The sequence below is a fragment of the Colwellia sp. RSH04 genome (genome assembly GCF_003545765.1).
Classification (GTDB): Bacteria; Pseudomonadota; Gammaproteobacteria; order Enterobacterales; family Alteromonadaceae; genus Colwellia.
This window is the reverse complement of the sequence record NZ_QXIO01000001.1, coordinates 597,822-621,761: the sequence shown is the minus strand read 5'-3', so window position 1 is coordinate 621,761 and position 23,940 is coordinate 597,822. Positions and strand designations below refer to the sequence as shown.

21 protein-coding genes are annotated in these 23,940 nt (G+C 36.3%); 17 read left to right on the top strand and 4 right to left on the bottom strand.

The features are described 5' to 3' along the window. Positions 1–165: 165 nt before the first annotated feature. The 7 genes from D1094_RS02495 (at position 166) to D1094_RS02465 (ending at position 7,881) form a co-directional block, all read left to right on the top strand. Positions 166–1,398 carry a site-specific integrase gene (locus D1094_RS02495; protein ID WP_259337792.1) on the top strand — a complete coding sequence of 411 codons (1,233 nt, stop codon included), beginning with the start codon at positions 166–168 and terminating at the stop codon, positions 1,396–1,398. Beyond that, positions 1,376–2,938, top strand: a complete 1,563-nt coding sequence (locus D1094_RS02490; RefSeq protein ID WP_259337791.1) for a site-specific integrase — start codon at positions 1,376–1,378, stop codon at positions 2,936–2,938. Before D1094_RS02495 ends, D1094_RS02490 begins: the two co-directional genes overlap by 23 nt. Continuing rightward, positions 2,931–5,141 carry an integrase gene (locus tag D1094_RS02485; protein ID WP_118958468.1) on the top strand — a complete coding sequence of 737 codons (2,211 nt, stop codon included), beginning with the start codon at positions 2,931–2,933 and terminating at the stop codon, positions 5,139–5,141. The genes D1094_RS02490 and D1094_RS02485 overlap by 8 nt, the downstream gene beginning before the upstream one ends. A 14-nt stretch (positions 5,142–5,155) precedes the next feature. After that, a complete protein-coding gene (locus D1094_RS02480) occupies positions 5,156–5,554 on the top strand; it encodes a hypothetical protein (protein WP_118958467.1) in 399 nt (132 codons plus the stop codon). 229 nt (positions 5,555–5,783) lie between these two features. Continuing rightward, the gene (locus D1094_RS02475) at positions 5,784–6,317 is read left to right on the top strand and encodes a hypothetical protein (protein WP_118958466.1); all 534 of its coding nucleotides are present in this window, start codon (positions 5,784–5,786) and stop codon (positions 6,315–6,317) included. After that, positions 6,317–6,823, top strand: a complete 507-nt coding sequence (locus D1094_RS02470) for a hypothetical protein (RefSeq protein ID WP_118958465.1) — start codon at positions 6,317–6,319, stop codon at positions 6,821–6,823. Before D1094_RS02475 ends, D1094_RS02470 begins: the two co-directional genes overlap by 1 nt. Further along, entirely contained in the window at positions 6,820–7,881 is a 1,062-nt protein-coding gene (locus D1094_RS02465) for a hypothetical protein (RefSeq protein ID WP_118958464.1), read from the top strand. Before D1094_RS02470 ends, D1094_RS02465 begins: the two co-directional genes overlap by 4 nt. A 254-nt stretch (positions 7,882–8,135) precedes the next feature. Here the strand turns inward: D1094_RS02465 and D1094_RS02460 are convergent, their stop codons facing one another. The 4 genes from D1094_RS02460 to D1094_RS02445 form a co-directional block, all read right to left on the bottom strand. Beyond that, positions 8,136–9,173: an AraC family transcriptional regulator gene (locus D1094_RS02460; RefSeq protein ID WP_118958463.1), complete on the bottom strand. Its 1,038-nt coding sequence runs from the start codon at positions 9,171–9,173 to the stop codon at positions 8,136–8,138. A gap of 64 nt (positions 9,174–9,237) precedes the next feature. Beyond that, entirely contained in the window at positions 9,238–9,567 is a 330-nt protein-coding gene (locus D1094_RS02455) for a DUF4156 domain-containing protein (protein WP_118958462.1), read from the bottom strand. Between the two features lie 181 nt (positions 9,568–9,748). Continuing rightward, positions 9,749–10,720: a lipid A deacylase LpxR family protein gene (locus tag D1094_RS02450; protein WP_118958461.1), complete on the bottom strand. Its 972-nt coding sequence runs from the start codon at positions 10,718–10,720 to the stop codon at positions 9,749–9,751. Positions 10,721–10,812: 92 nt separating this feature from the next. Beyond that, positions 10,813–12,129 (bottom strand): MipA/OmpV family protein, encoded by a 1,317-nt coding sequence (locus D1094_RS02445; protein ID WP_118958460.1) that lies wholly within the window; start codon positions 12,127–12,129, stop codon positions 10,813–10,815. A 301-nt stretch (positions 12,130–12,430) separates the two neighbouring features. On the opposite strand from D1094_RS02445, the gene D1094_RS02440 reads away from it, so the two are divergent. The 10 genes from D1094_RS02440 (at position 12,431) to D1094_RS02395 (ending at position 23,921) form a co-directional block, all read left to right on the top strand. Next, positions 12,431–13,837 carry a MipA/OmpV family protein gene (locus D1094_RS02440; protein WP_118958459.1) on the top strand — a complete coding sequence of 469 codons (1,407 nt, stop codon included), beginning with the start codon at positions 12,431–12,433 and terminating at the stop codon, positions 13,835–13,837. Positions 13,838–13,877: 40 nt separating this feature from the next. Beyond that, positions 13,878–14,774 (top strand): hypothetical protein, encoded by an 897-nt coding sequence (locus D1094_RS02435; RefSeq protein ID WP_182440077.1) that lies wholly within the window; start codon positions 13,878–13,880, stop codon positions 14,772–14,774. A gap of 60 nt (positions 14,775–14,834) precedes the next feature. Then, entirely contained in the window at positions 14,835–15,626 is a 792-nt protein-coding gene (locus D1094_RS02430; RefSeq protein ID WP_118958458.1) for a hypothetical protein, read from the top strand. Positions 15,627–15,716: 90 nt separating this feature from the next. Next, positions 15,717–16,775 (top strand): DUF1254 domain-containing protein, encoded by a 1,059-nt coding sequence (locus D1094_RS02425; protein WP_118958457.1) that lies wholly within the window; start codon positions 15,717–15,719, stop codon positions 16,773–16,775. A 166-nt stretch (positions 16,776–16,941) separates the two neighbouring features. After that, the gene (locus tag D1094_RS02420; protein WP_220452514.1) at positions 16,942–18,405 is read left to right on the top strand and encodes a DUF1254 domain-containing protein; all 1,464 of its coding nucleotides are present in this window, start codon (positions 16,942–16,944) and stop codon (positions 18,403–18,405) included. Positions 18,406–18,469: 64 nt separating this feature from the next. Next, entirely contained in the window at positions 18,470–18,829 is a 360-nt protein-coding gene (locus tag D1094_RS02415; protein ID WP_118958456.1) for a hypothetical protein, read from the top strand. A gap of 113 nt (positions 18,830–18,942) precedes the next feature. Further along, on the top strand, positions 18,943–20,379 hold the full coding sequence (locus tag D1094_RS02410; RefSeq protein ID WP_118958455.1) for a DUF1254 domain-containing protein: 1,437 nt from the start codon (positions 18,943–18,945) through the stop codon (positions 20,377–20,379). Between the two features lie 43 nt (positions 20,380–20,422). After that, positions 20,423–20,827 (top strand): hypothetical protein, encoded by a 405-nt coding sequence (locus tag D1094_RS02405; RefSeq protein ID WP_182440076.1) that lies wholly within the window; start codon positions 20,423–20,425, stop codon positions 20,825–20,827. Between the two features lie 271 nt (positions 20,828–21,098). Beyond that, the gene (locus tag D1094_RS02400) at positions 21,099–23,408 is read left to right on the top strand and encodes an arylsulfatase (RefSeq protein WP_118958454.1); all 2,310 of its coding nucleotides are present in this window, start codon (positions 21,099–21,101) and stop codon (positions 23,406–23,408) included. A 216-nt stretch (positions 23,409–23,624) separates the two neighbouring features. Continuing rightward, on the top strand, positions 23,625–23,921 hold the full coding sequence (locus tag D1094_RS02395; protein WP_220452512.1) for a DUF3604 domain-containing protein: 297 nt from the start codon (positions 23,625–23,627) through the stop codon (positions 23,919–23,921). Positions 23,922–23,940 lie beyond the last annotated feature (19 nt).

Here is a 23,940-nt window from a genome sequence, read left to right as displayed (position 1 = left end):
AAAGTTTACAATTTAACTGGAAAGTTTTGTAAACTTTTTTTATACTTAAATTTATGGTTATCATGTACCTATAGTTTTTGTTAAGTTTTAGGGTGTTTGATGAAAGTAAGAAAAATTCAAATGAGCAGTGGCTTTAAGTATGCAGTATTAGTTGATAATACTGGAATGCCGATGCCTTATCCTAATTTGTTCGTGACGGAGCACTACTTTAAAACATCAGAAGCAAGTAACACCTGCAAAGCGGTATTCGATCGCCTTAAATATTTATATGAAATTTGTAACTTTTTAGAAATAGACTTGGTCCACCGCTCTCTTCGAGGTGAGTTCTTAACAAAAGCAGAAGTTTCAGAAATTGTACATTGGGCTAGTTATAAGGTTGACTCTTTTAGGGAAAAAAGAGAAAAGCTTAAGCAAACGAAAGTAGTAAAAATTACTAAAAAAAGTAACCTTGAAGCCGCTAGGGTATCTATCGTTGTCGATAAAGATGGATGGTGCGATATTGATACTACTTACAATAGGATCACGACTTTTTCCCAATATGTCTCTTGGTTAGATAAAACGTTATTCCCGTCTAAAGAATCAGAAACCGAAATACTATTTAAATCACATCGTTCAAGGAAGATAGGGCGTAAAAAAGACACCTACGATGAAGAGAAATATAAATCGCTTTCTTCCGCAGAAATGTCGGTAGTTTTAGATATAGTTAGGCCTGATTCACCCCGAAACCCATGGAAGCGTGAGTCTATTCAATATCGTAATCATCTGATTATTCATATGTATGAAGCACTTGGTATAAGGAGAGGTGAGCTTCTAAAAATTCGAATAGATGATGTAAAAACACATCCTAGAAATGGAAGACGTTATGTTACCGTTCGGTCAGAAACGGATCTTGAAGACAATCGTGCTGACAGGCCAGAAGCGAAAACATTAGGTCGAAACATACCTATGGATAAAAGGCTAAGCGACATGTTTGATGATTTTGTTATTTATCATCGAAGTAACGTAAAAGGTGTGGAGAAAGTACCTTATTTATTTGTACCGCATGGATATAGCTTAAAGAAAAATGGCTTGTCGATATCCTCTGTTGATAAAATCATGAGAGAAATATCCCAATCGGTAAACTTTAACGTACACGCTCATGCTTTAAGACATTCATGGAATGATAAATATAGCGAGTATGCAGATAGAAAAATTGCAGAAGGTCGAACTACACATAACAAAGCGGAAAGTGATCGACAGAAATTAATGGGTTGGAGTGAAACGTCGGAAATGGCCAAGTGGTACAGCCAGAGATACGAAAGAAGAAGAGCCTTTGAGGTCGGGTTAGAGCTACAAGAAAAAGGAAGTGCAAAAATAAACAAAGCTACGGAGGCTCATGATGAAGACGTTAACTACTGATACTAGCGACTCAGAAACAAATCAACAGAGTAGGATAACTGTTACCGTTTCTTATAATGGTTTTGAATTTGATTATTTGAGTGATGATTGGAAATTAAACAGAAATATCACCGTTAATGCTGCCTTCATTGATACATTTGAAAACTCACTTGCAAATGACATTCGAGAAACGTTAACTTATTTTGCTGAAAGTAACTCTGCTACACATGTTCGTAATATATCCGATAATTTAAAGTTATATTTGAGGACATCAAAAGTCGATGTGTTTTCCGAACAGGGTTTCATCAACTTTAAAAATAGTTTACTTAAAAAGCAAGAATATAAGCTTTCTGTTGTGCGTGGTTTTATCAGGCAAATGCGTTACTTGGGGTTAAATGATCATATAAGTGACGAAGTTTATGAATTGACCGATAGATGGCGCTTATCAGGAAATGAAAAAGGAGCAGCGGTTTTATCGCTTGATCCTGAAACCGGTCCATTTAGTGATACTGAGTTTGAAGGCATAGGTCATAAAGCAGCTCAACTGTACGCTAGAGGTAAATTATCGACAAAAGATTACGCCACTATTTTAATTTACAAGGCAACAGGAAGACGAACAGAGCAAATATCATCACTTAAAGTCAAAGACTTTATGTATACCAGTACATATACCAGCACCCCTACTTATATTGTTAATATTCCCAGGGCAAAACAACGAAATGAGAAATTTCGTACTTCATTCAAACCGTTTGGTTTGATAAAGGCTGTCGCGCAGGTTATAGAGTTGCACATTGAAGAGTCTAAAAAAATTGTCGAAAAAGCAATTAACCGAAAACTAACTACACAAGAGTATGGTGAGCTGCCATTGTTCCTGAATGGAGGCTATTGTCAGAGTTATTTTAATTCAAAGGATGAGTTTTTTGATTTTTTAAAGTCAGAATTGCCCCACATGGTAAATGTGGATTTAAGAAGGCAGTTAATAAGTGCTGTTCAGAAACTAGAAGTTGTATCTGAAAGAACAGGTAAATTTATTCATGTTAATCCTTACCGGTTTCGTTACACCTTGGGTACACGGGCTGCTAGGGAAGGTGCAGGAGAGATAACAATCGCAACATTGTTAGATCATTCTACTATGCAAAATACGTCAGTATATGTTGCGAATGTGCCAGAGCATGCAGTAGAGATCTCTAAAATTATGAATCAACCGCTCGCACGATATGCAGCAGCTTTTGAGGGAAAACTGGTAGAAAACGAAAACGAGGCAAATAAAGAAAACCCTGGCGCTACACGCATTGCATTAAGAGAAAAAAACTGTGAAGTAGGCTCATGTGGAACCAATTCATTCTGTCAGGATTACGCTCCAATAGCTTGTTATCTTTGTGATAAATATCGACCATGGGTACATGCGCCCCATTACTTGGTTTTACAGTGGTTAATGGATGAAAGAGAGCGTTTAAAATCGGATACTGATAGTGATATGCAAATAGTTGTAATAAATGATCGAGCCATCATTGCTGTTTGCCAAGTGATCAAACTTTGCGAGGAGTACTTAAATGACTAGTGTTGTTATTTTTACACCTAAGCATGAATTAGAACATAGAAAAAACCTTAAGGAGTTCATGACTTTTTGCAAAGAATTAGAACCGTTAAATGATAAATATGACTATGAAAGTAACTATTGGCCAGGCGTAGGGAATTTCACTAATTTCGGTGTTTCAAATCAAGACAGAAACCCTGAAAACCTCTTAAATGAGTCATTACTCCCTTTTGCCAAAGCATATATTACATATGAAAAATCTAGCAAAGCAGGAACAACAGCTAAGTTTTATGCTCTAAAAGCGATTAATGCTGCTTGTATGCAGCAATATGGCATTGTTGAGGTGGTAAACTTATCAAGTCGAGATTTTGACCTAGCCGCACAAATAGCGCGTGAATCCATTGGGCAAGGTGCAGCATATCAGGCAGGCTCAGGTCTTAAAAAGTTATTATTATTTTTAGAAAATAAAAAAATGATAACGGGGTTTAATTGGAAAAACCCTAATAAAAAACCAAGAGATGTTGCCGTAGGTGATGAAGCGGATAAACGTCGACAAGAGAAAATGCCCGACGAAAATGCAATTCAAGCATTAGCACAGATAAGTAGCTCAAAATCAGTAGAGATGTCCCCAAGAGATATTTTTACAGTATCTACAATGGCTTTAATGTTGAGCGCTCCTGCACGTGGCTCAGAGCCTTTGTACTTAAAAGTTGATTGTTTACATTATGAAAAAATGAAAGCAAATAAAGCAATGAATATGGGATTAGGTAAAGAAGACGTAGAGGTGCTGCTCGGTAATAGAAAAGGTGATACACCTATAACTTTTGAAGATGAAATAACGTTAACAGGGCTTAAGTGGTATTCAGGAAAAAGTTATGGATATGAGAATAAATGGCTGCCAACGGTTATGGTTGAGACTGTTAAAGTTGCAATTGAACGATTAAAAAAGCAGTCCAGGGAAGCAAGAAACTTTGCTAAAATGTTAGAAGATTCAACTGATTTTCCTCGCCATAGATTATGCCCTAAAGTTGAGTGTGATGAACTTTTGACAATGGATGAAGTTGCACTATCGCTAGGTCTTGATATTTCTGTATATAAAACTAAGCAACAAAAGAATACGGGGCGAAATCAATTATTAAAACTCAATGGAATTGAAAGAAAAGATTATCAAGTAAGTTTGAATGACTTAAACAACATTGTCAGAGCTAACTTGCCAGAAGGCTTCCCTTATATCCCTTTTAAAAATGGAGAAGGAAGGGTTCGGGTTAAATGGTCTGATTCGTTATATGCAGGTTTTAAAAACAATCTGGATGTGAAGAAAGCTACAATCTTTACACAATTATCTATCCCTACAATAAATACCTTAAATGAAGACCTGTCACCGACAAAAAAAAGGAATAGATCGACAGGCGAGTTAGCGTCAGGAAACCTTTCTATTTTTCAACGTTGGGGGTATAAAGAGTTATCACTTACATCTCATCAACTACGTCATATGCTTGATACTATGGCTGCGGTTAATGGCATGGAGAATAAAACAAGAGCAAAGTGGGCTCAACGTTCAGACCCCCGACACAATCAATATTATAACCACACAACCTACGAAGAATATGGTGCTGACTTTATAGAAGAGAGAGAAAAGGAACTCGCTATTTCTGATTCATCAGCAAAGAACCAAATTATAGTCCAGGTAGCTAATCCCCGATCAATTCAAGAGCTAAATACAAAAGCATCATTAACAGCTCATACAACAGAATTTGGCATGTGTATAACATCATACTTGAGTGAACCATGTACAAAATACAGGGATTGCATAAACTGCAATGAGCAAGTCTGCGTTAAAGGTGATGACGGGAAGTGTGATCGGATCAGAGATCGCTTAGCTAAAGAACTCAAGCTATTAAAGCAAGACAAACAAGCAGTAGATAATAATGTTCCTGGGGCTGAGCAGTGGTATCAACGTAGAAAAATTACAACTGAAAGGTGTGCCCAGATATTAAAAATGATGGAAGATCCTAACATTGAAAAAGGCGCATTAATTAAGTTATCTAATGTTGAGGATGTTACACAGTTAGATAGGGCTATGGATGCCAATGGCAAAAAAAGATTACCGGATATTATTAATTATAAGCGCATTAAAGCTAGCAATGTAGATGAGCTTATTGGAAAAAAAATTAATGAAGAATCACTAAGCGTATTAGAAGAACTTGATGATTTCGATGACTTATAAAAGGTGAAATACTAATGGCTCGACATTTAACTGATAATGATATTAATAATATTGTTGAGATTTTAGACTCTTGGCCAACGGAATCTAAATTAAGCTGGGATAGACTTGTTGATGCTGTCGCTAGTGAGTATAGATATAGCACAACCCGCCAAACGCTACAAAAGCAAGTCAGGATAAAAAAGGCTTTTGATGAAGTTAAAAAATTGTTGTCTGGAAATCTATCCAATAAGAAGAAAAGTGTACCACCGAGCTTGAAAATTGCTGCGGATAGGTTAGAAAAAAAAGAACGTGAAATTGCTAGATTAAAAAGTGAGAACCAAGCTTTGTTGGAGCAGTTTCAAGTTTGGTTATACAATGCTAATAAGCATGAAATTACTATTGAGCAGTTATCTGAACCAATTTCCAGAAGTTGATATCTCTCCCAACGTCCAGATATTGCTACTATGAGTGTTAGAAGTTTCTTTGCCTCTCTCTGAATAGTGTCTATATAAAAAGTCACATTATATGTAATAACATAATAAAGCTTTTAAAACTCTTTCAATTCAAAAATGTCTAATAATAATTTTTGTTATATCAATGACTTGCATATTTTTAAATATAAGCTATTTGTTAACTTATGGTACTCATTCGAGACTGAAAATTATGGCAAATCGTTTTTTATATATTGATGCGATAGAATCGTCTGAAAATACATATGTTAATATCTTCGAAGTATTTCAAAGATTCTATTTGTCTTATTTCAATAAAATTTATACTGCTGGGCTCGATCATTCAGACATTGTCGAGCTTGCGGAAAAAGATAGTTATTTTCATTTTTCAAAGCTTACCACGCAACTCAAACAGTTTTCGTCTGATACACCGTTGCTGCACGGTCCGCGCGAATGTTTAATCGAAATAATCGAGGCTTTTATTTCGGTAGGTCAAAACTATCAGATAGAGCTAGTACTTATCGATTGTTTTAATGATGAAATACTAGGACGGCTCGATCTTAGTAAGTACGTAAAAATAACAAACCCTAAAACAGGTGAAGCCGAACTCAAAGTGGATAATGATGAGTGCCTAGTTTTTTCTTCAATTATACTTCTTCGACAGTCGGTATTGTGTCTTAGAATCAGCGGCTCTATTAGAATTAATTCACCCATTAAAATAAAAGCGCGTTTCAATGGTGATTTATAATGATTTATCTCGACTTATCATCGCTAAATGAGCAGTTACATAATGAGTGCGAGTCAACTTTTCAAGAGAAAATGGAAGCGTCGGATGGTACGCGATGTATGTTAGACGCATCGCAATTCAGTGGAATAATGCTAACTAAACCATCGCTGCAATCTCAACAAATTCTTTGTTTTTTCGCTAATTTATCATGCCCAATCAGTATGATGAGGTTTGCTTCGTCTTTGTTTCCTTATCATTCAAAAAAATGGCCAATAAGTTCCTTTGAGCTCTCCCAAATATATATGCTGGAAGCTATAGAAGTAGCTATAAATTTGCATTTCGACAAAATAGCTAGAGAGATGGTCGCAGATTTTCAATCTTCGCGAGAATTCAAAGAAATAATGCTAATTGCCCATGAAATTGTCGATAGAATTGCTGTACCTGAGCATATATGTCCTGAGGTGTATGAGTTTATACTAGGTAACATCGACCTCTCTATGGCTATAACAGGTAGGACAGTGCAATGAAAACAGTCCCATCGAAGCTTGAAATTATTGCTGTTACGTTAGGTCTCCAGCCGTGTGATTATCAAGGAGTAGTTAAGTACTTAGGTAATATCTTAAAACACTCAAAAAAAGAGGGGATTCAGTTAAATTCCATATCATCAATTATTGTATGTAAGCTAATATTCTCTATTACCCGTGTTCAAATAACTCCCAGTAATTTAAGTGTTTATAAAAGAAATGGCTGCGATCTTATTAGAGATATTGCTGAGTATTTAAATATTGTTGAAGTCATCTCTTCTGGCTGTTGTTTATCCCAAGTAAATGGAAAATGGGTTCTGGAACCCGAAAAGTATGGCGCAATTTCTTGCTTTCAAATGCTGATAAGAAATGGTGCTATTGATCAAATGGTGCGTGAATGTTATGAAATTTGGCATAGTAAAGGGGTGTCGGTTGGAGATAAGCGTTATTGGCCTAGTCTTGATCTAGTAAATTTTTTAATTGAGCGACAGTTGGCGTTAGCATTCCCTATATCTCATTCAAAGCCTGTGCAATTAAAAAGAATATTTAACTTTTTAACAACTCTAATTGAAAAGCCCGAACTGTCATGTCTACCAAGACACAAGTTGCACGATTATATAAATGAAGAGATTCGCAAATTTTCAACAATGAAGAAAGTTAGTAGTAAGCCCAAGCCTTGGATAGACTCATCGATGACTAATGTAGATATTGATTATGCCAAATCTATCCCAGCTGTGAAAAGAACATCGCCATATTTTTATATGAAGTTATCAAAGGAAAGATCAAAAATTGGATCTGCTGATAACTCGAACCGTTTCGGTCCAAAAGATATCGGCATAGTTATTTGCTTAGAGACCAGAGCATGTGATAATTTTGCGTATGACGTAGAAACAAAGGTTCGCGAATACTTAAAGTGTTTTGACTTGCATCCAGACCAAGGGAAAATCGGTCATTACAGTATTCCTTTAAAATCATTGGTAAACTTGGCGATAGGTTTTATTTTTTCTAACCCAAAAATTTCTCAACGCATAAGAAGCGTTACTGCGACTTATGAACATTAAGCCACAAGTCCAAAGTACGTAAACAAAACGACCATTTGGTTTACGCGTTATTTGTTACAAAGATAAAACATAAAACAAATCGTTAAGAAGTAAATATACCTGTAAAGTTTTGATGTAAAATAATCCAACGTTTATATTCTGTTTCTAACTCGCAATGGGGCACATTGCGCCATAGAATTTTCGGATAACTTATTGCATCTTAGAGTGAGTGAAAAATATTAATGCTATCTCAAAGTACTACTTTTTGACTCATGTTAATGTGATTTTTTGTATTTAGAAGGACTTAAACCTAACCTTTTTCTAAATGCACGTTCAAATGAAGAACGTTCAGCATATCCAATATAGTGTGCAATGTCCGATATTTTCATGGTCGTGCTTGAAAGTAACTTAATGGATATTCCTTCAAGTATTTCATTTTGAATTTCTTTAAAGCTTTGTCCCTCTTCTTTTAGTTTTCGTCTAAACGTAGTTTGACTCATACCAAAAGTTTCTGCTGCAGTTTCATTTGTTTGCATCGCCGGTTTTTCTACACTTAATATGAATTTTTTAACCCTTTCTGATAGCGATAAAGTTTGACCTAACCTTAACAATAAATCGTTTACTTGATGTTTAAGTGAAATGCTGTAGCTCAAATCAAATGATTTATTCATCATATTAGCCTGTTCAATAGAAAAAGATGCTTTCATAGGGCCGTTGTGAAATACGATGTTTGCGTTGGTTAATACTTTAGTGCCATTACAGTCAAAAGGCTTTCGATTATTAGGTATATAAATCGTCTCAAAATCAAAATCAGGGCCAACAAGCTCTTTTAATATATATAAAGTTAAACACATTGCTGTATCTTTTTTTAAGAAAGAAACTGCACATTCCTCTACAAGTTCTTGCGGCTCAATAACAAAATCTTTCCTTAATCGATAAACTTTTAAAGAGTAACTCGCTTCTAAAAATACGCCGATAAGCCGACTTATTTCTAGAAGACAACTTTTAACATCAGGTAAAGAGATTAGATAGAGATACAACGGCCCCTGAGTAAATAACTGATTAATTCTTAGATTTTTAATCATTCGCCAAACAATCATTTGTTCTTTAAGGTCAACAACCAATTGATGGATAATCAATTCAAAAGAAACTGAATTCATCCGGTTTGACGCAATATCATCAAAACATTTATCTATAAGTAACTGCTGTTTTTTGGGTATTTTTTTTTCAGTCAGGTTGTCAACAAATATTTCTAAATAACTTTTCCAACCTTTTTGCAAGTGTTGTTGATAATTATCTATATTTTCTTCCATCAGAAGGAATAATCCTTAGGTTTCCAAACAATAAAACTCAATTAAAGGTTTATTACTTTAAAAGCTATGAGCATTTATAAGCTTGACCTAAAAGGGTGACTGATGTTTGAAAAGCCATATTTGTATGAATGTGAACGCTATTTGCACCAAGGTCTCTTGCTTGAGACTTTAAGTCATTGATGGCGCCTTGAGTTAAGCTTTTATTAGAAATAAATAAAAAATCATACCAATGACCTTGAGTACCGATTACTTCATTAATAAAAATACAGTCTCTTACCTTTTCTTCATCTGAATATAACCTAACAATTTCATCACCAGGTTTTATTTTCTTTATTTCTAGTAAGCTACAAGAAGATAGAAGCAAGACTAAAAATAAGGATAAAGTTTTTATCATATTTTCCCTTCAATATTCGTTTGTATAAATAAGTAGATCGTGAGTGCTTTTAAGAAATATATCCAATAAAAATAGCGCAAACAACTCTTTTAATGATATTTTACCATTAGTAATCAATAAAGTATTATTTGATATATTTCTTGAACGGTATTGTCATATTTATCATAAAATTCAGCTTTTTCTATATCTTCCATGTAAATTGCAATAAACCATAACCATGCCAATTTTTGTTGTCTGTATGGTATTCTTTATTATAAAAATTAAAGCTCCAAGTAACAGAACCTCCAGCGAAATAATATGAACTCCCTATTTCAGCACTTACACGAAAAGGATTGAACTCTACTTTAGAGCTATAGGGAAGCTTGCCATCAAAGGTTAAATCATTAAAACGATAACCTGCTTGAAGTCGTGAAAAAAAGAGTAATGAGTACTGTTCTGCCACAGAGACTAGATCGCCAACATGACCAAAATGGTTACTTAAACGGCCAAATGACTGCTCAAGATTAGCTCCCCAGCGGAAAGTCATTCCAACATTAATGTCACTACGAAAATTACCTAACGTATTATGATTAAAAGTACTAATTTCCCATTGACTATTAAAAGGAGCTAAATCTCTAAACAAAAGATAATCAACTTCATAACCTAACTGAAGGGTCATTATATTTTCAACTTGATATTGCCACCCCAAAGGTGTGCTTGCCCCTAATAACTTATGTATAGATCCTTGAAGTTGCTCAGTACCAGAAGCGGGACCAATAATACCAAGAGCTAACCAATTTTTTTGGGCAATTTCAGTACTATATAAAGCGGCATGTTGCTCAAAGGCTAAAAAACCTGCATAAGGGCGATCATGAGGCTGAGCTTCTTCAAGCTTAATTTCATTTGGCGTCCACATACGTTGACACACTTTTAACCCCCATGTTTTCAATGTGTTTTTTTGGGAAAAAAGCAGTGATTGTTGCCAGTTAACTATAGCGTTATTCGTTTTTATTTCACTAGAAATAGCCGTATTTTCCCAGCCTAAAATCATTCCATTACTGTAGTTACCATCCTCACCAAAAGTTACATCATTTTCTAACTGAAAATACATCTGTGAAGCGTTGACGGTCGCTACCAAGAACCAGCTACAAATAAAGCATAAAAGTAGGTTCATAGATATTCCTGATATTAACCTTGATTTGTTTTATTTCAGAACGCTCAATTAGCGCCTACTTAAAATTTAATTTTGTTGATGTGAATATCACATTAAAAATCAAACTGTAAATACACCGAATTATAATTACTACCACCCTTTATACGTCCAAACTGAGAAGCTGACTCAAAAATTGATGAACGATGATGGATGCTGTACCCAAGCCAAGTTTCTTTTAAAGCACTAACATTAAATATATCACCTAAATTAATATCTAAAGAAAAATCAATAAAATTCATCAATTCACTAGGACGGTAACCTTTTTCTTCCATTTCAACTCTTTCGATATAAGTTACATCCGATACATAAGATAAGCCTTCTGCCAAACCTATACGCCAACGTACAGGCCAAGGAATAGTGTAATATGCCTTTATTGCAAGTACATATTCTTGCTCTGAGCTTTGAACTTCTGAATTCCAATGCCAAACAAAACCTGTTGTTAAATACATATTAAGGGGAATTGAAAATAATTCATCGGTTAATGGCAAACCATAAAATATCGATGTTAGCTGATTATTATACTCATCTTTTACAGTGTCACCAGAAAGAATATCGCCAATATTAGATGGTGTAGCCCAACCATGAGCGAATCGTAAATAACCATGATTGTCGAGGGTTGTTTTTTTTTCTTTTGATATATCATTGAAGAAAGCAAATCCGAGATAAGCTTCACTTTGCCAACGTTGTTCAATCGCATCTGCATGATACGCATTATTATCTAATGCTGTAGCACCGATAGAGCCTAATAAATATAAATTGCTTGCTACATGATAACGCGCTTCAATATTTGCATTAAACTCAATACCTGCACCTATACTTTGATCAGATATTTCTTCTAATGCAAAATAACGACTATTAAAACTCGCGCTTTTATATCGAGCACTTAGTTTAGGCATAAACTCCCAGTTATTATACTGAAAATACCAACTTCTGCTCACATTACCATAAGGGTTACCTTCAAGATCAGTAAATAACTCAACATCCCAAAAACTATTTTGTCCTGTTGTTTTACGCCACTGAACACCCAAGTCTATAGTGTCACCTTGTACTTGGTTCTGAAATTCAGCAGGAATATCAAAAAATCGCATTCTTGCTATAGCATTAACTCGCCAATCACTTTGTTGATATAAGTGAGCACCACCTTCTATTCCACGCATAAAAAAGGTTTCTCCCTGATAAAACATCATAGGAACAAAACTCGTTACATTATCAGATATAGTATTAAATGGGATCTCTGCATTACGCATTAACACACCGATTCCCCACGTTTGCTCTGAAAACACTTGCTTTTTAGTATTCGCCTCAAAGCAAAAAGTTTCTGTTGAGAATAGTATTATTGTAAAAACTAATAAAATATTACTTAAGCGCATTAGATGACTTCCATCCCTTGTCAAAATTGGTTTAATGTTCACATTGATTTTACTGATTATTATATTCAAACTACAACATCACTCAAAAAAGCATTATATTTAATTTATTGTTTTAAAACAACAAATTGATTTTTGATGTATTTGTTGGACGGTATTGTCGTATTTATTATTCTGGCAGTATTATATTATTTACAATCGAAGTAAAACTTACTTCAAACTCACGATTTGACACGGAAGACAAATATGACTGTCACAATGAATAACTTAAATCAAACATAAATCCATAACTAAAGAGCAACTAATGATTTTTCGTATAATTTTAATTGTTTTTATGGTATTCACAATGATAAAAACGTTTCCTGCTCTTGCTGCAAGGGATGTAACACAAATTCATCTAGAGCCTGGTTCTGGTTTATGGTCAATTGGTATGGGCCTTAGAAATGGCACATTTCCCTATGTTGGTAAAGATAAAGTAGACGATTTATTACCCCTTATTATCTATAACGGTGAAACATTTTTTATTGATGGTACTCGAGCTGGATTTCACCTTTATCAATCCTCTGATTGGCTAATCGGTGCTTATACTTCATATCGTTTTGCTGGTTTTAATGAAGAAGATGGTATTGAATTGGATGGTATGGACCGAAATGATGGTATGGATGGTCGTTTCGCTCTTACACGCCTAACCAATTATGGAAATATCACCTTGGATTATGGTCATGATATTAGTGGTGCTTCTAACGGCTGGGATATTGATTTACGTTGGGGAAAACTTTTTACTAACGGAAACTACCGTATCAGACCTTGGATAGGTATAACCTATGAAGACCAAAAACTAAGCAATTATTATTTTGGTGTTAATGCGGATGAAGCCACTTCCAATAGACCCGCATATACAACCAATAGTTCATTTGAAATGCGTTATGGTATTGATATGAGCTATCGTATTGCTCAGCACCATTTTGTTGCTCTAAACATACAATATTCTGAATTAGATGCAACTAAAATCAATAGCCCAATTGTAATAGATAATGGCGAGTTCAGTAGCTTTGCTAGTTACCGATATGAATTTAATGATTATAAAGACAATCCCTATGTTAATGGCAGCATAACTAAAGACTTAACTATGGGAGAATGGTATTGGCGTGTAGCTGCTGGTCGTCACACTGAAACCACCTTTAATAAGTTATTACGTTTTCAAGAGATGTTTAAACCTGAAGAAAGAGGCACCGGTTTAGCCAGTATCTTTGTAGGTAAAAAAATAGCAGATAATTTTATGTGGTTACCGCTTGAAGCTTATGTAACAGGTGGTTACGTTAGGCGCTTTGAAAAGGGACTGCAAAATGATTTTAATGAATATGTACTAGGGTTTAAAGCCTATTTTTCTAAATTTCCTTGGTCAGACTATGTAAAAACTCGAATAGGTCTTGCTGAAGGTGTTTCTTACGCGGCCAAAGTGCCTTTTGTTGAGAGAGAGCATGTTGAAGAGAAAAATCGTTCTGCGTCTAAATTCCTTAATTACTTAGACTGGAGTATTGATGTCAGCATTGGTGATGTTTTCAAAGTACCAAAATTAAAAGACTGTTATATGGGGTGGTCGGTACATCACCGCTCAGGCATCTTTGCAAGTTCTGACTTCTTTGGAAATGTGAATGGCGGTAGTAATGTGAATACCCTTTATGTGCAATGCCATAATAATGTGATGTGAAGTTAATTAACATTTTAATCAATTGGCTAGCAATTTACTTATGAGGTTGAAAGGTTACTTCTTTATATTATTTTACTCTCTGCATACTCAAGCAAATGAGCAAGTAGAAATTGAACGACCAAGAGCTGATCTGTTTCAAAGTAAACTGAATAACATGATGCAAGATACAGCTTCTTGGTTAGACGATATTGAAGGCACTACTAATGGCGGAGCTTCTGCCAAAGGATATTTACAATTAGGTTGGCTACCACGCACAGCAGATTTAAGTGAGGTGGATGCAAAACTTAAAATTGCTTTTAATTTACCTAATGTAAATGACAAACTTGCTTTAATTATTGATAACTATAATGAAGATGAACTTCTACTTGATTATGAGTCAGACCCTTTTAAAGAAAGCAAAGAGAGTGTGAATTTAGCCGCACAATATATAAAAGAATTTAATAATAATTACAATATAAAAACCAGAATAGGTGTTAGTCGTAAACAGTTATACGTAAGAACTGAAGCGAATCTTAATTGGAGATATGAAAAGCTTAAGTTTGAGTTTCTTCCGCGCATTGATTACTTCTATAAAGATGGTTGGGGACCTGGTTTAAAGGGCGCTCTTGCCTATTATTTAGAAGGCAGCACGATTTCATTCTCCGCAAGTTGGCAAAAACTTGAGAGTGAGGCGAGATCGAGAAGAAAGGTAGGTTTATTTCATGTTTTCAAGCCAGATAAAGATCAATTATTGGTCAGTGGTGCTCAATATAATAAAAGCAATAACAAAGAAAATATTTCTAATGAAACCTATTACTTTTCGCTGAGGTATCGAAATTTAATATATAAATCATGGTTATATTTGGAAGTCGAACCATTTGTTGAGTTTAATCAGTTTCAAGATTTTAGAAGAGAATACGGTATCGCATTGAGTTTAATAACATATTACGGTACTTAATTTTAAACTATGTAAAACGGCTAACTTTTAGTCAAATTATAAATACAAGGATATAAAGCAATGAATAGAACAACAAGCTTAGTCACTAAAATCGCTTCATTAACACTACTTATAAGTGCATCAGCGATTGCTGAAGATGCAACTACTTCAGAGGATGGATTAGCCGATATGTCCGATCCACTTGCCGTATTTACCATGGCAGGTGCTGGTATCACCAATAAAGGCATTAATCTCAAAGTTGCAAAAAGCTATGACACAGGAGTTGATGACAAACTTGGCATGAATCTTTTTGAGCTTAAAGGTATTTATGGAGATACCTTAGGATGGGAAGATAATGCCAATAATTCTATTGATTCGATTAGAGTACGTAATCTTACTGTTAATCCAAACACGGGACTTGGTGCACAAATAGATCTAAGCTATGATTTTAATAGTGAATCAGGCACGTTAAGTTATAGCTTACTTCAAGCTCTTCCCCAAATGGGACGATTTAATTTATACCCACTTGCGGGTATCGGTGTTGCTGTGGCTAATAATACACTTCAAGATGATGGTTCGATAGCCAGTGGTTATTCATTTCCTGGAACATTTGCCACAGTTGGCTTGTATGGTAAATTCACTGTTACAGACCAAATATGGTTGAACTATAATCCAATTTGGAATACCTCTTTATCAGGCTCTACTCTTTTTAAAGATCACGGTTTTGAAAATCACAGCAGTGTACTTATGCATGAATTTATTGTGTCATATCAAATAAACCCTCGCTCAAATATTCGTTATTTTGCTAACTGGTCACAACACACTGACTTTAGCGATGGTGACCAACGTATAGAATACAATTACCAATTTTGATGCTTGAGCCAAGACAGTAATAAAGAGAAGGTCAATAAACATAATATTAGTAAAAAACGATTGTAAAAATAAGAAAATAAGGATTTAGATATGAATACTCAGAATAAGAGAAAAAACTTAACTATCATAAGTGGATTAATCGCTAGTAGTATACTTACCTATGGTTGCGCTTCAGTAGAAAAGGAATCTTCTGTGGCTAATACAACGGATAAAACCCCTGTAACACTTCAAAACTATAAAGTAGCAGAATCAGATTTTGCTTTTGGTGGTACCGTTAAACTAGGTGGGGCAAATAAGTTAATCCACCTACCTGTAAAAGAATTTGATTTGAACAAACAAGTAGTTGTCCGGATGAATCAAGATACTGTTTATAGTGGTGCTATTGTCGATGTATCAAAAGGTGCAACGATCACTTTGCCTGAAACAGATGGCCGATACATGTCAGCACAGATCACACAAAACGATCATTATGTTAATGATGTGTTTATTGGCGCTGGTACGTACGAGCTAAAAAGTGATACAGATAGTGATTTTGTGAGTGTCAGTATTCGCACCGAGATTAACATGAATGATCCCGAGGACATAAAGAAAGTCGTAGCCTTACAAGAAAAAATCAAGCTAGACGTTAAAGGCGATAAAGTCTTTAAACAACCTCATTATGACATGGAGCAATTGGAGAAGCTGAGAGTTAAGCTTGCAAATGAAGCTTTAGCCTTAGGTTCGCTTAATAATATGCAAGGAAATCGTGGTACTGTTGATGACCATTTGCACTTACTAGGTACAGCTGTAGGGTGGGGGTTACTACCTGATACTAATGCTAGATACATCGGGTACGTGCCTGAAGGTAGTGATGGCAAAGGCTGTTATAAGGCAAATTATAAAGTACCACCATTTAATGAGCCTGGGTTTTTCTCACTTACTATGTATGACTCTGAGGGCTGGATGTTTGATAAAAGGGCCATTTTGAACAAAAACAATATCAGCTTTAATAAAGACGGCAGCTTTGATGTTAACTTTGGTGAATGTGGTAAAGATGCTAAGAATAACCTACCTATTACTAAAGGTTGGAACTTTATCATGCGTGTCTATGAACCTAAACTCGACCAATTAGATTCATTCAAGCTGCCAACACCAATCAAGGTAAAATAAAGCCCATTTTTTGTTATAGATTAATTGTCGGAATACACGATGGAAGGTTTTCTCGATAAGCCAGATTCTACAAGTGAAAATCAGAAAGCCTTTACCTTTTATGGGCATAACAGAAGATAACGAGAGTTAAATAAATGATACAAATTAACAAAAAAGGAAAATTTTGTTGTTAAAACAAGATAACAATCAAATGAAAAAATTATATTTAATGGTATTAACCACTTTGATGGTCATTTTATCAGGGTGCGGAGAAGAACATAAAACAACTACTCAAAAAGTAACTGTCAATGCTAAAGTTGCAACAGAAGTTGCACAACCTGCTGCAGAGATCAACCAAGAAGAAGCAAACAAAATCGCCATAGAAGCTTATGTTTATTTACACCCCTTGCTTACAATGGATATTACCCGCCGCAGCCTTACAAATACACCAGAGGGTAGAATAAACCAATTTGATCACAATAGAGCATTCCCTGAAGCGGAATATCGTGAGGTCGTTCGTCCAAACTTTGATACGCTTTACTCCGGTGCATGGGTTGATATTTCTAAAGAGTCTATGATTATCTCAATGCCGGATACCCAAGGTCGTCATTATATACTGCCTATCATGGATATGTGGACAGATGTGTTTGTAGCGGCTGGAAAAAGAACCTCGGGTACAAAAGCAAAAAATATTGCTCTAGTACCTAAAGGCTTCAAAGGAAAATTACCTAAGGGCATCGAGGCTATCGAAGCACCTACTTCCATGATGTGGATCATCAATCGTATTCAAACAAATGGTCCAAAAGATTATTCATTTGTGAATGGTCTTCAAGAAGGGTTCAAAATCACGCCTCTTTCCCAATGGGGTAAAAAAGTAGCACCTAAAGCATTCAAAGTTGATCCAACTGTCGATATGAAAACAACTCCATTTGATCAAATGATGGCTATGGACGCCAAAAACTACTTTAATTACGGTGCTGAGTTAATGAAAAAATACTCACCGCACTCTACAGACTTCTCCATTCTTGCCAGAATGAAGCGTATCGGCATCGAAGCGGGAAAGAGTTTTGATTACGACAACGCATCTCCTGTCGTTAAAGCAGCTCTTGAGAACTCTATCACTGATGGGTTGCAATTGATGAAAGAAACTCTACCTTCAATGGCAAATATTGCTAATGGTTGGCAGATGAATACCTCCACAATGGGTGTATACGGTAATGAATACATGAAGAGAGCCATTGTAACGCTAGTTGGTCTGGGGGCTATCCCGCCAGAAGATGGAATTTACCCTCTTCTTTTAGCTGATGCAGACGGGGAAAAGTTGGTAGGAACAAACAACTATAAAATACACTTTAAGAAAGATGAAATTCCACCGGTAGATGCATTCTGGTCGATTACAATGTACGACCACGAAGGCTTTCAAGTTGCCAACGAACTTAACCGCTTTGCTATTGGAGACCGAGATGAGCTCGTTTACAACAAGGATGGTTCACTGGATATATACATCCAGGCAAAATCACCAGGTAAAGATAAAGAATCTAATTGGCTACCCTCTCCAGACAAAGGGGAGCTTGGCGTTACTATGAGACTTTATGCTCCCAAACCTCAGGCACTGAATGGTCGTTGGGTTCCACCAGCTGTGCATAAATAAAAGGAAAGTATGCTGAAACAAGCAATAGGTACAATTACTGCTAAAGGGTTATCAGTTCTAGTATTTGTTGCTTGTAATTCAAAGGGATAAAGGCTTCTTTAAAGCTGAATATAATGCCATGACCTTGAATCGTTATAAGATTAGCTCTAAATCAGCCATTCCAACCGGTAAGGTAAAAATAGAAATAGTCACAAAATATGATGCCAAGGAACGTATGGCACCTGCGACCATTACTTTAAAAGCAAATGGTAAAGAAGTTGGTCAGGGACGGGTAGAACGATCGGTGCCTTCAATCTTCACTGCGTCTGAAACTTTTGATATAGGTATGGATTTAAACTCACCGGTTTCACTGGATTACTGGGATAGAGTCCCCTTTGAATTTAGCGGAAAAATCGAAAAGGTACATATTAAGTATATTGATTAGCCGTGGCTTATAAACACCAGATAAACGGTTGACTAAGTGGCTGACAATGACATTTTTAGCCACTTGTCGAGGTTTATCGAAAACAACTTTATTGAACAGTAAAAGGAGATATAATGAAAAAATTAAGTGTAATAGTGTTAGCAGGTTTGATAGCAGTATCAGGCTGCTCAAATGAAAACGCTTACGCCCCTAAACAGGCAACCCTAACCCCACAAGAAGCCAAACAGATAGCTAAAGACGCCTATGTTTATGGCTTCCCTTTAGTACTTAACTATAAAACAATGTATGAATACGCACTGAATAAAAAAGCCGTTGAGTACAAAGGTGATTTTAATCAATTAATGTGTGAAGCTCGTGTATACACGCCAGAGGATAGGGCTATTATTACACCGAACTCTGATACGCCTTATTGTATGACTTGGGTCGACTTAAGAGCTGAACCCGTCGTTTTCACCATTCCTGAAATTGAAGAAGAGCGTTACTATAGTGTTCAATTGATAGATTTATATACCCATAATGCCGACTATATCAGTTCAGTAGAAAAGAATCCTCCAGGCAATTACTTGTTAACTGGGCCTAATTGGCAAGGTGATCTACCTGAAGGCATAACCGAAGTTATATCATTTGAAACTAGCTTGATTTTTGCCATTCATCGCACACAACTTTTCAATACCAGTGATATAGACAAGCTTAAAGAAATTCAAGATGGTTATGAAGTAGAGCCGTTAAGTGCATTTTTAGGAGCTGAAGCTCCATCGTTAGCTAGCAATCTTGATGCGCCTGTGTGGGAAAATGGCACAGAGTTTACCGCACAGTCGTTTAAATATTTAGATTTTATGCTAACGTTAGTGAAAACTCCTGATGTAGAACAACCGCTTCTTCAGCGATTTGCAAAAATAGGCTTGGGTGGAGAGGGCAAGTTTGATCTATCAACATTTAGTCCTGAAATTCAGAAAGCTTTAGAAGAAGGAGCGCAAGCAGGGCTTTTAGCTATAAAAGAGTTTGGCCAAAAAGCATCGTTAGATCCATTATCGAGTACAAAGGTTTTTGGGACCCGAACATTTTTAATGAATAGTGCCAAAGAAAACTACAACTTGAGTGATTTTTATATCATGAGAGCAGCTGGCGCCCAATTAGGTATCTATGGTAATTCAGGTGCAGAAGCGACTTATCCGACCTATTTGGTTGACTCTGAAGGTAAACCTTTAGATGCATCTAAAAGTGAATACACCTTAACATTCAAAAAAGGTGAGCTACCTCCTGTAAACGCTTTCTGGTCGCTCACTATGTACGACGGAAAAACACAGCTGTTGATTGATAATCCTTTAAATAAGTATTTGTTAAATTCAACCATGATGGAACAGTTCATTGTTAATGACGACGGCTCATTAACTATTTACGTTCAAAAAGATTCACCGGGTAAGGAGCTCGAAGCAAACTGGTTACCAGCACCAGATGGACCTTTTTACGCAGTGATGAGACTGTATGGACCTACACAAGAAGCACTTCAAGGAGAATGGGTGGCACCGAAAATAATTAAAGTTCAATAAGATAGATCAATTAATATAAACAATAATTTGGAAGATAAAACACATGAAAAAATATATATTATTAATAATGACATTTAGTTTATTTGTATCAAATACGGCCGGTGCTGCAGTAAAAGTAGGTCTTGGTTTTGATCAAGGGTTCGGTGTAACTGCCCAGTTTGACAATATTAACGCTTTTATCGGTAATGATGGTATCTCTGGCGATTACATTTTTAAAAGAGGCTCGTTTAGTGAAGAAACTCCTTTTAATTGGTATGTAGCCGGAGGAGCTTTTCTTGGTTGGGATCATGGCGCTGGTATTCGTCTTCCATTAGGTATAAACCTGAACTTTGATGATAAATGGGATGGCTACTTTCAAGTTCAACCTGAATTAGATTTTGATCATGGTTCAAGGAGTGATGTTAAGTTGAGTGCTGATCTTGCTATTGGTGTTCGCTATCGTTTTTAGTAACGCAAACACTGAACAATAAAAGTTTAGATAGGCGTTAGAGGTTTGAAATATCGATCTCTTGTTAAAATGTTAATAGCATAAAGTTAAAGCTTAGAAAAATTAATCAAATATATTAAATACATGGAATTATACTAATGAAAAAATTTAAGAATATTAGCACCTTGATTGGCATACCATTAATAAGTGTTTTAGTTTCTGCTTGTGAACCTGCAAAAGCACCAAAAACTGAACAAGTTACAAAAAAGTAACTCAACAAGAAGCTCAAACAATACACAGTAATGTAGTTGGCCAAACGTTACCGTTCCCTGAGCCAAAGTCAGCAAGTACTGTTGGTAATACCCTTGCTGATTCAAAACATCAATGGCGCAGCGATACCAAGCACCTGCCAAAAGATGCCCCAAATATAATCATCTTCATGACGGATGATGCGGGATTTTCAAATCCTGAGACCTTTGGTGGTCCAGTTCATATGCCGACATTGGATCGTTTAGCCAACACAGGTATTACCTATAACTCTTTTCACACCACAGCAATGTGTTCACCTACCAGAGCATCTTTATTAACTGGACGTAACCATCATCGCGTTGGCGCAGGACAAATTGCTGAATTTGCTTCAGATTGGGACGGTTATGTAGGCAAAATTCCCAAATCTACCGCAACTTTCGCGACAGTTCTGAATGAGTACGGATACAATACCTCTGCCTTTGGTAAATGGCACAACACACCCGTTACCGATATTACCAAATTAGGTCCATTCGATCGTTATCCAACGGGATTGGGTTTTGATTACTATTACGGATTTTTAGCTGGAGAGACCTCGCAATACGAACCAGTATTGTTTGAAAATACTAACCCCATTCAAGTACCACACGACCCTACGTATCACCTGACCGAAGACTTAGCTGAAAAAGCGATTCAGTGGATGAGAACCAGTAAAACACTGGCTCCTGAAAAACCTTTCCTTGTTTACTTCGCTCCTGGCGCTGTTCATGGGCCATTTCATGTTTTTAAAGAATGGGCTGACAAGTATGACGGAAAGTTTGATCAAGGTTGGGAAGCATTAAGAACAATGACCTTTGAGAAGCAAAAAGCACTAGGTTGGATCCCTCAGAACGCCACGCTTAACCCTATCGCTGAAACCCAACAAAAATGGGAAGACATTCCAAAGTCTCAGCATGAGTTTCAAACTCGATTAATGGAAATATATGCCGGATTCTTAGAGCATACCGATGTACAGTACGGGAAAATTGTTGATGAAATTGAGCGTCAAGGGCAGTTAGAAAACACCCTAATCATTTATATTAACTCAGACAATGGTCCATCATCTGAAGGACAGGAAGGGTCTATATCTGAATTGCTATCACAAAATGCGATGCCAACAACGATTGAAGAACAGATTGATGTGCTTAATAACGAATATGGTGGTATAGAAGCATTGGGTGGACCAACACTCGATGTGATGTATCATCACGGCTGGGCGTATGCTGGAGCATCACCGTTTCAGAGTACCAAACTTATTGCAGCTCACTTAGGCGGAACACGTACGCCATTGGTTATCTCATGGCCTGACAAAATTAAACATGACGGTAAAGTGCGTAACCAATTTCATCATGTGAATGATATAGCGGCAACTCTCTATGATATTTTAGATATTACACCGCCTAAAGTGGTTAATGGAGTAGAGCAGCAACAGCTTGACGGAACATCAATGGCTTATACCTTTGATAAACCTGATGCTAAATCAACGAAGACTACTCAGTATTTTGAAGTGATGGGCAGTCGAGGTGTTTATCATGAGGGATGGTTTGCAGGAACATTTGGTCCCAAAGCCCCTTGGTCAACAGATGTCACTGGCGTTATCAATTGGCAACCAGAGACTGATGTGTGGGAACTCTATAACTTAGAAGAAGATTATTCACAATCAAATGATCTCGCGAAACAGAATCCTGAAAAACTGGCTGAATTAAAAGCACTATTTACTAAAGAAGCGGCTGACAATCTTGTACTTCCTATTGGTGCTGGGCTTTATACGGCGTTTTATAATGCGAGTCAAATGCCAACGTCAACGTTAACGCAGTGGGAGTTTTTTCAAGGTCAAACACGTATTCCTGAGGGGTTAGCACCTAAGTTTGTCAGTGGACGTTCAACTATTGCCGTGATTGATGCTGAAATCGATAAAGGTGCAGAAGGCGTGCTCTTTGCTGTAGGTGGAATTTCAGCGGGCTTCACTGTTTACATGGACAAAGGCTTCTTAAAAGCAGAATACAATGCGATGACAATGAACCGATACAAAATCACCTCTAAGTCAGCTATTGATACAGGGAAAGTTAAAATAGAAATAGAAACAAAATACGATGCGAAAGAGCGTTTAGCGCCTGCAACGATCACGTTGAAAGTTAATGGTAAAGAAGTTGGGCAAGGACGTGTAGAACGTTCAGTTCCTGCAATATTTACTGCTTCAGAAACGTTTGATATTGGTATGGACCTAGCTTCGCCAGTTGCACTGGATTACCTTGACCGCGCACCGTTTAAATTCAATGGGAAAATAGAAAAAGTGGATATTAAATATATCGACTAAATAAATAGCGTAGCTTTGTTTTTAAAATAAAGTGCGACGAATAACTTGGCAGGTTGTTGAGAAAAAGCTGTCGAGTTATTCGTTTTATATCATTTATCATCGACGTTAAATCTATTGATGAGTATATTTTTCTAGTTTAGGAGTACTTTGCGAAGAATAATGTTGATTATTGTAAATATTATTGACGGCCTAAATTTTTAAGGATAAAAAATAATATTGTTCTCAGCTATCACAGCACTTATACCAGCGAATAGTGCATTTAGTGCTGATTCATCAGTGCAAAAGAACTATTCCCCACATGCAGATAGTGACTTTCCTAAGGCTGTATTTTTTGGTGATACTCACGTACATACAAATGTTTCACTGGATGCGGGGGCTTTTGGTAATAACTTAGGCGTGGAATCTGCCTATCGTTTTGCCCGAGGCGAGACGGTTGAATCGTCGCACGGTCTAAAAGCAAAATTAGTTAAACCATTGGATTTTTTAATCATTGATAAGTCCCCAATTTCCTAGACACCTAATTTAGTTATAA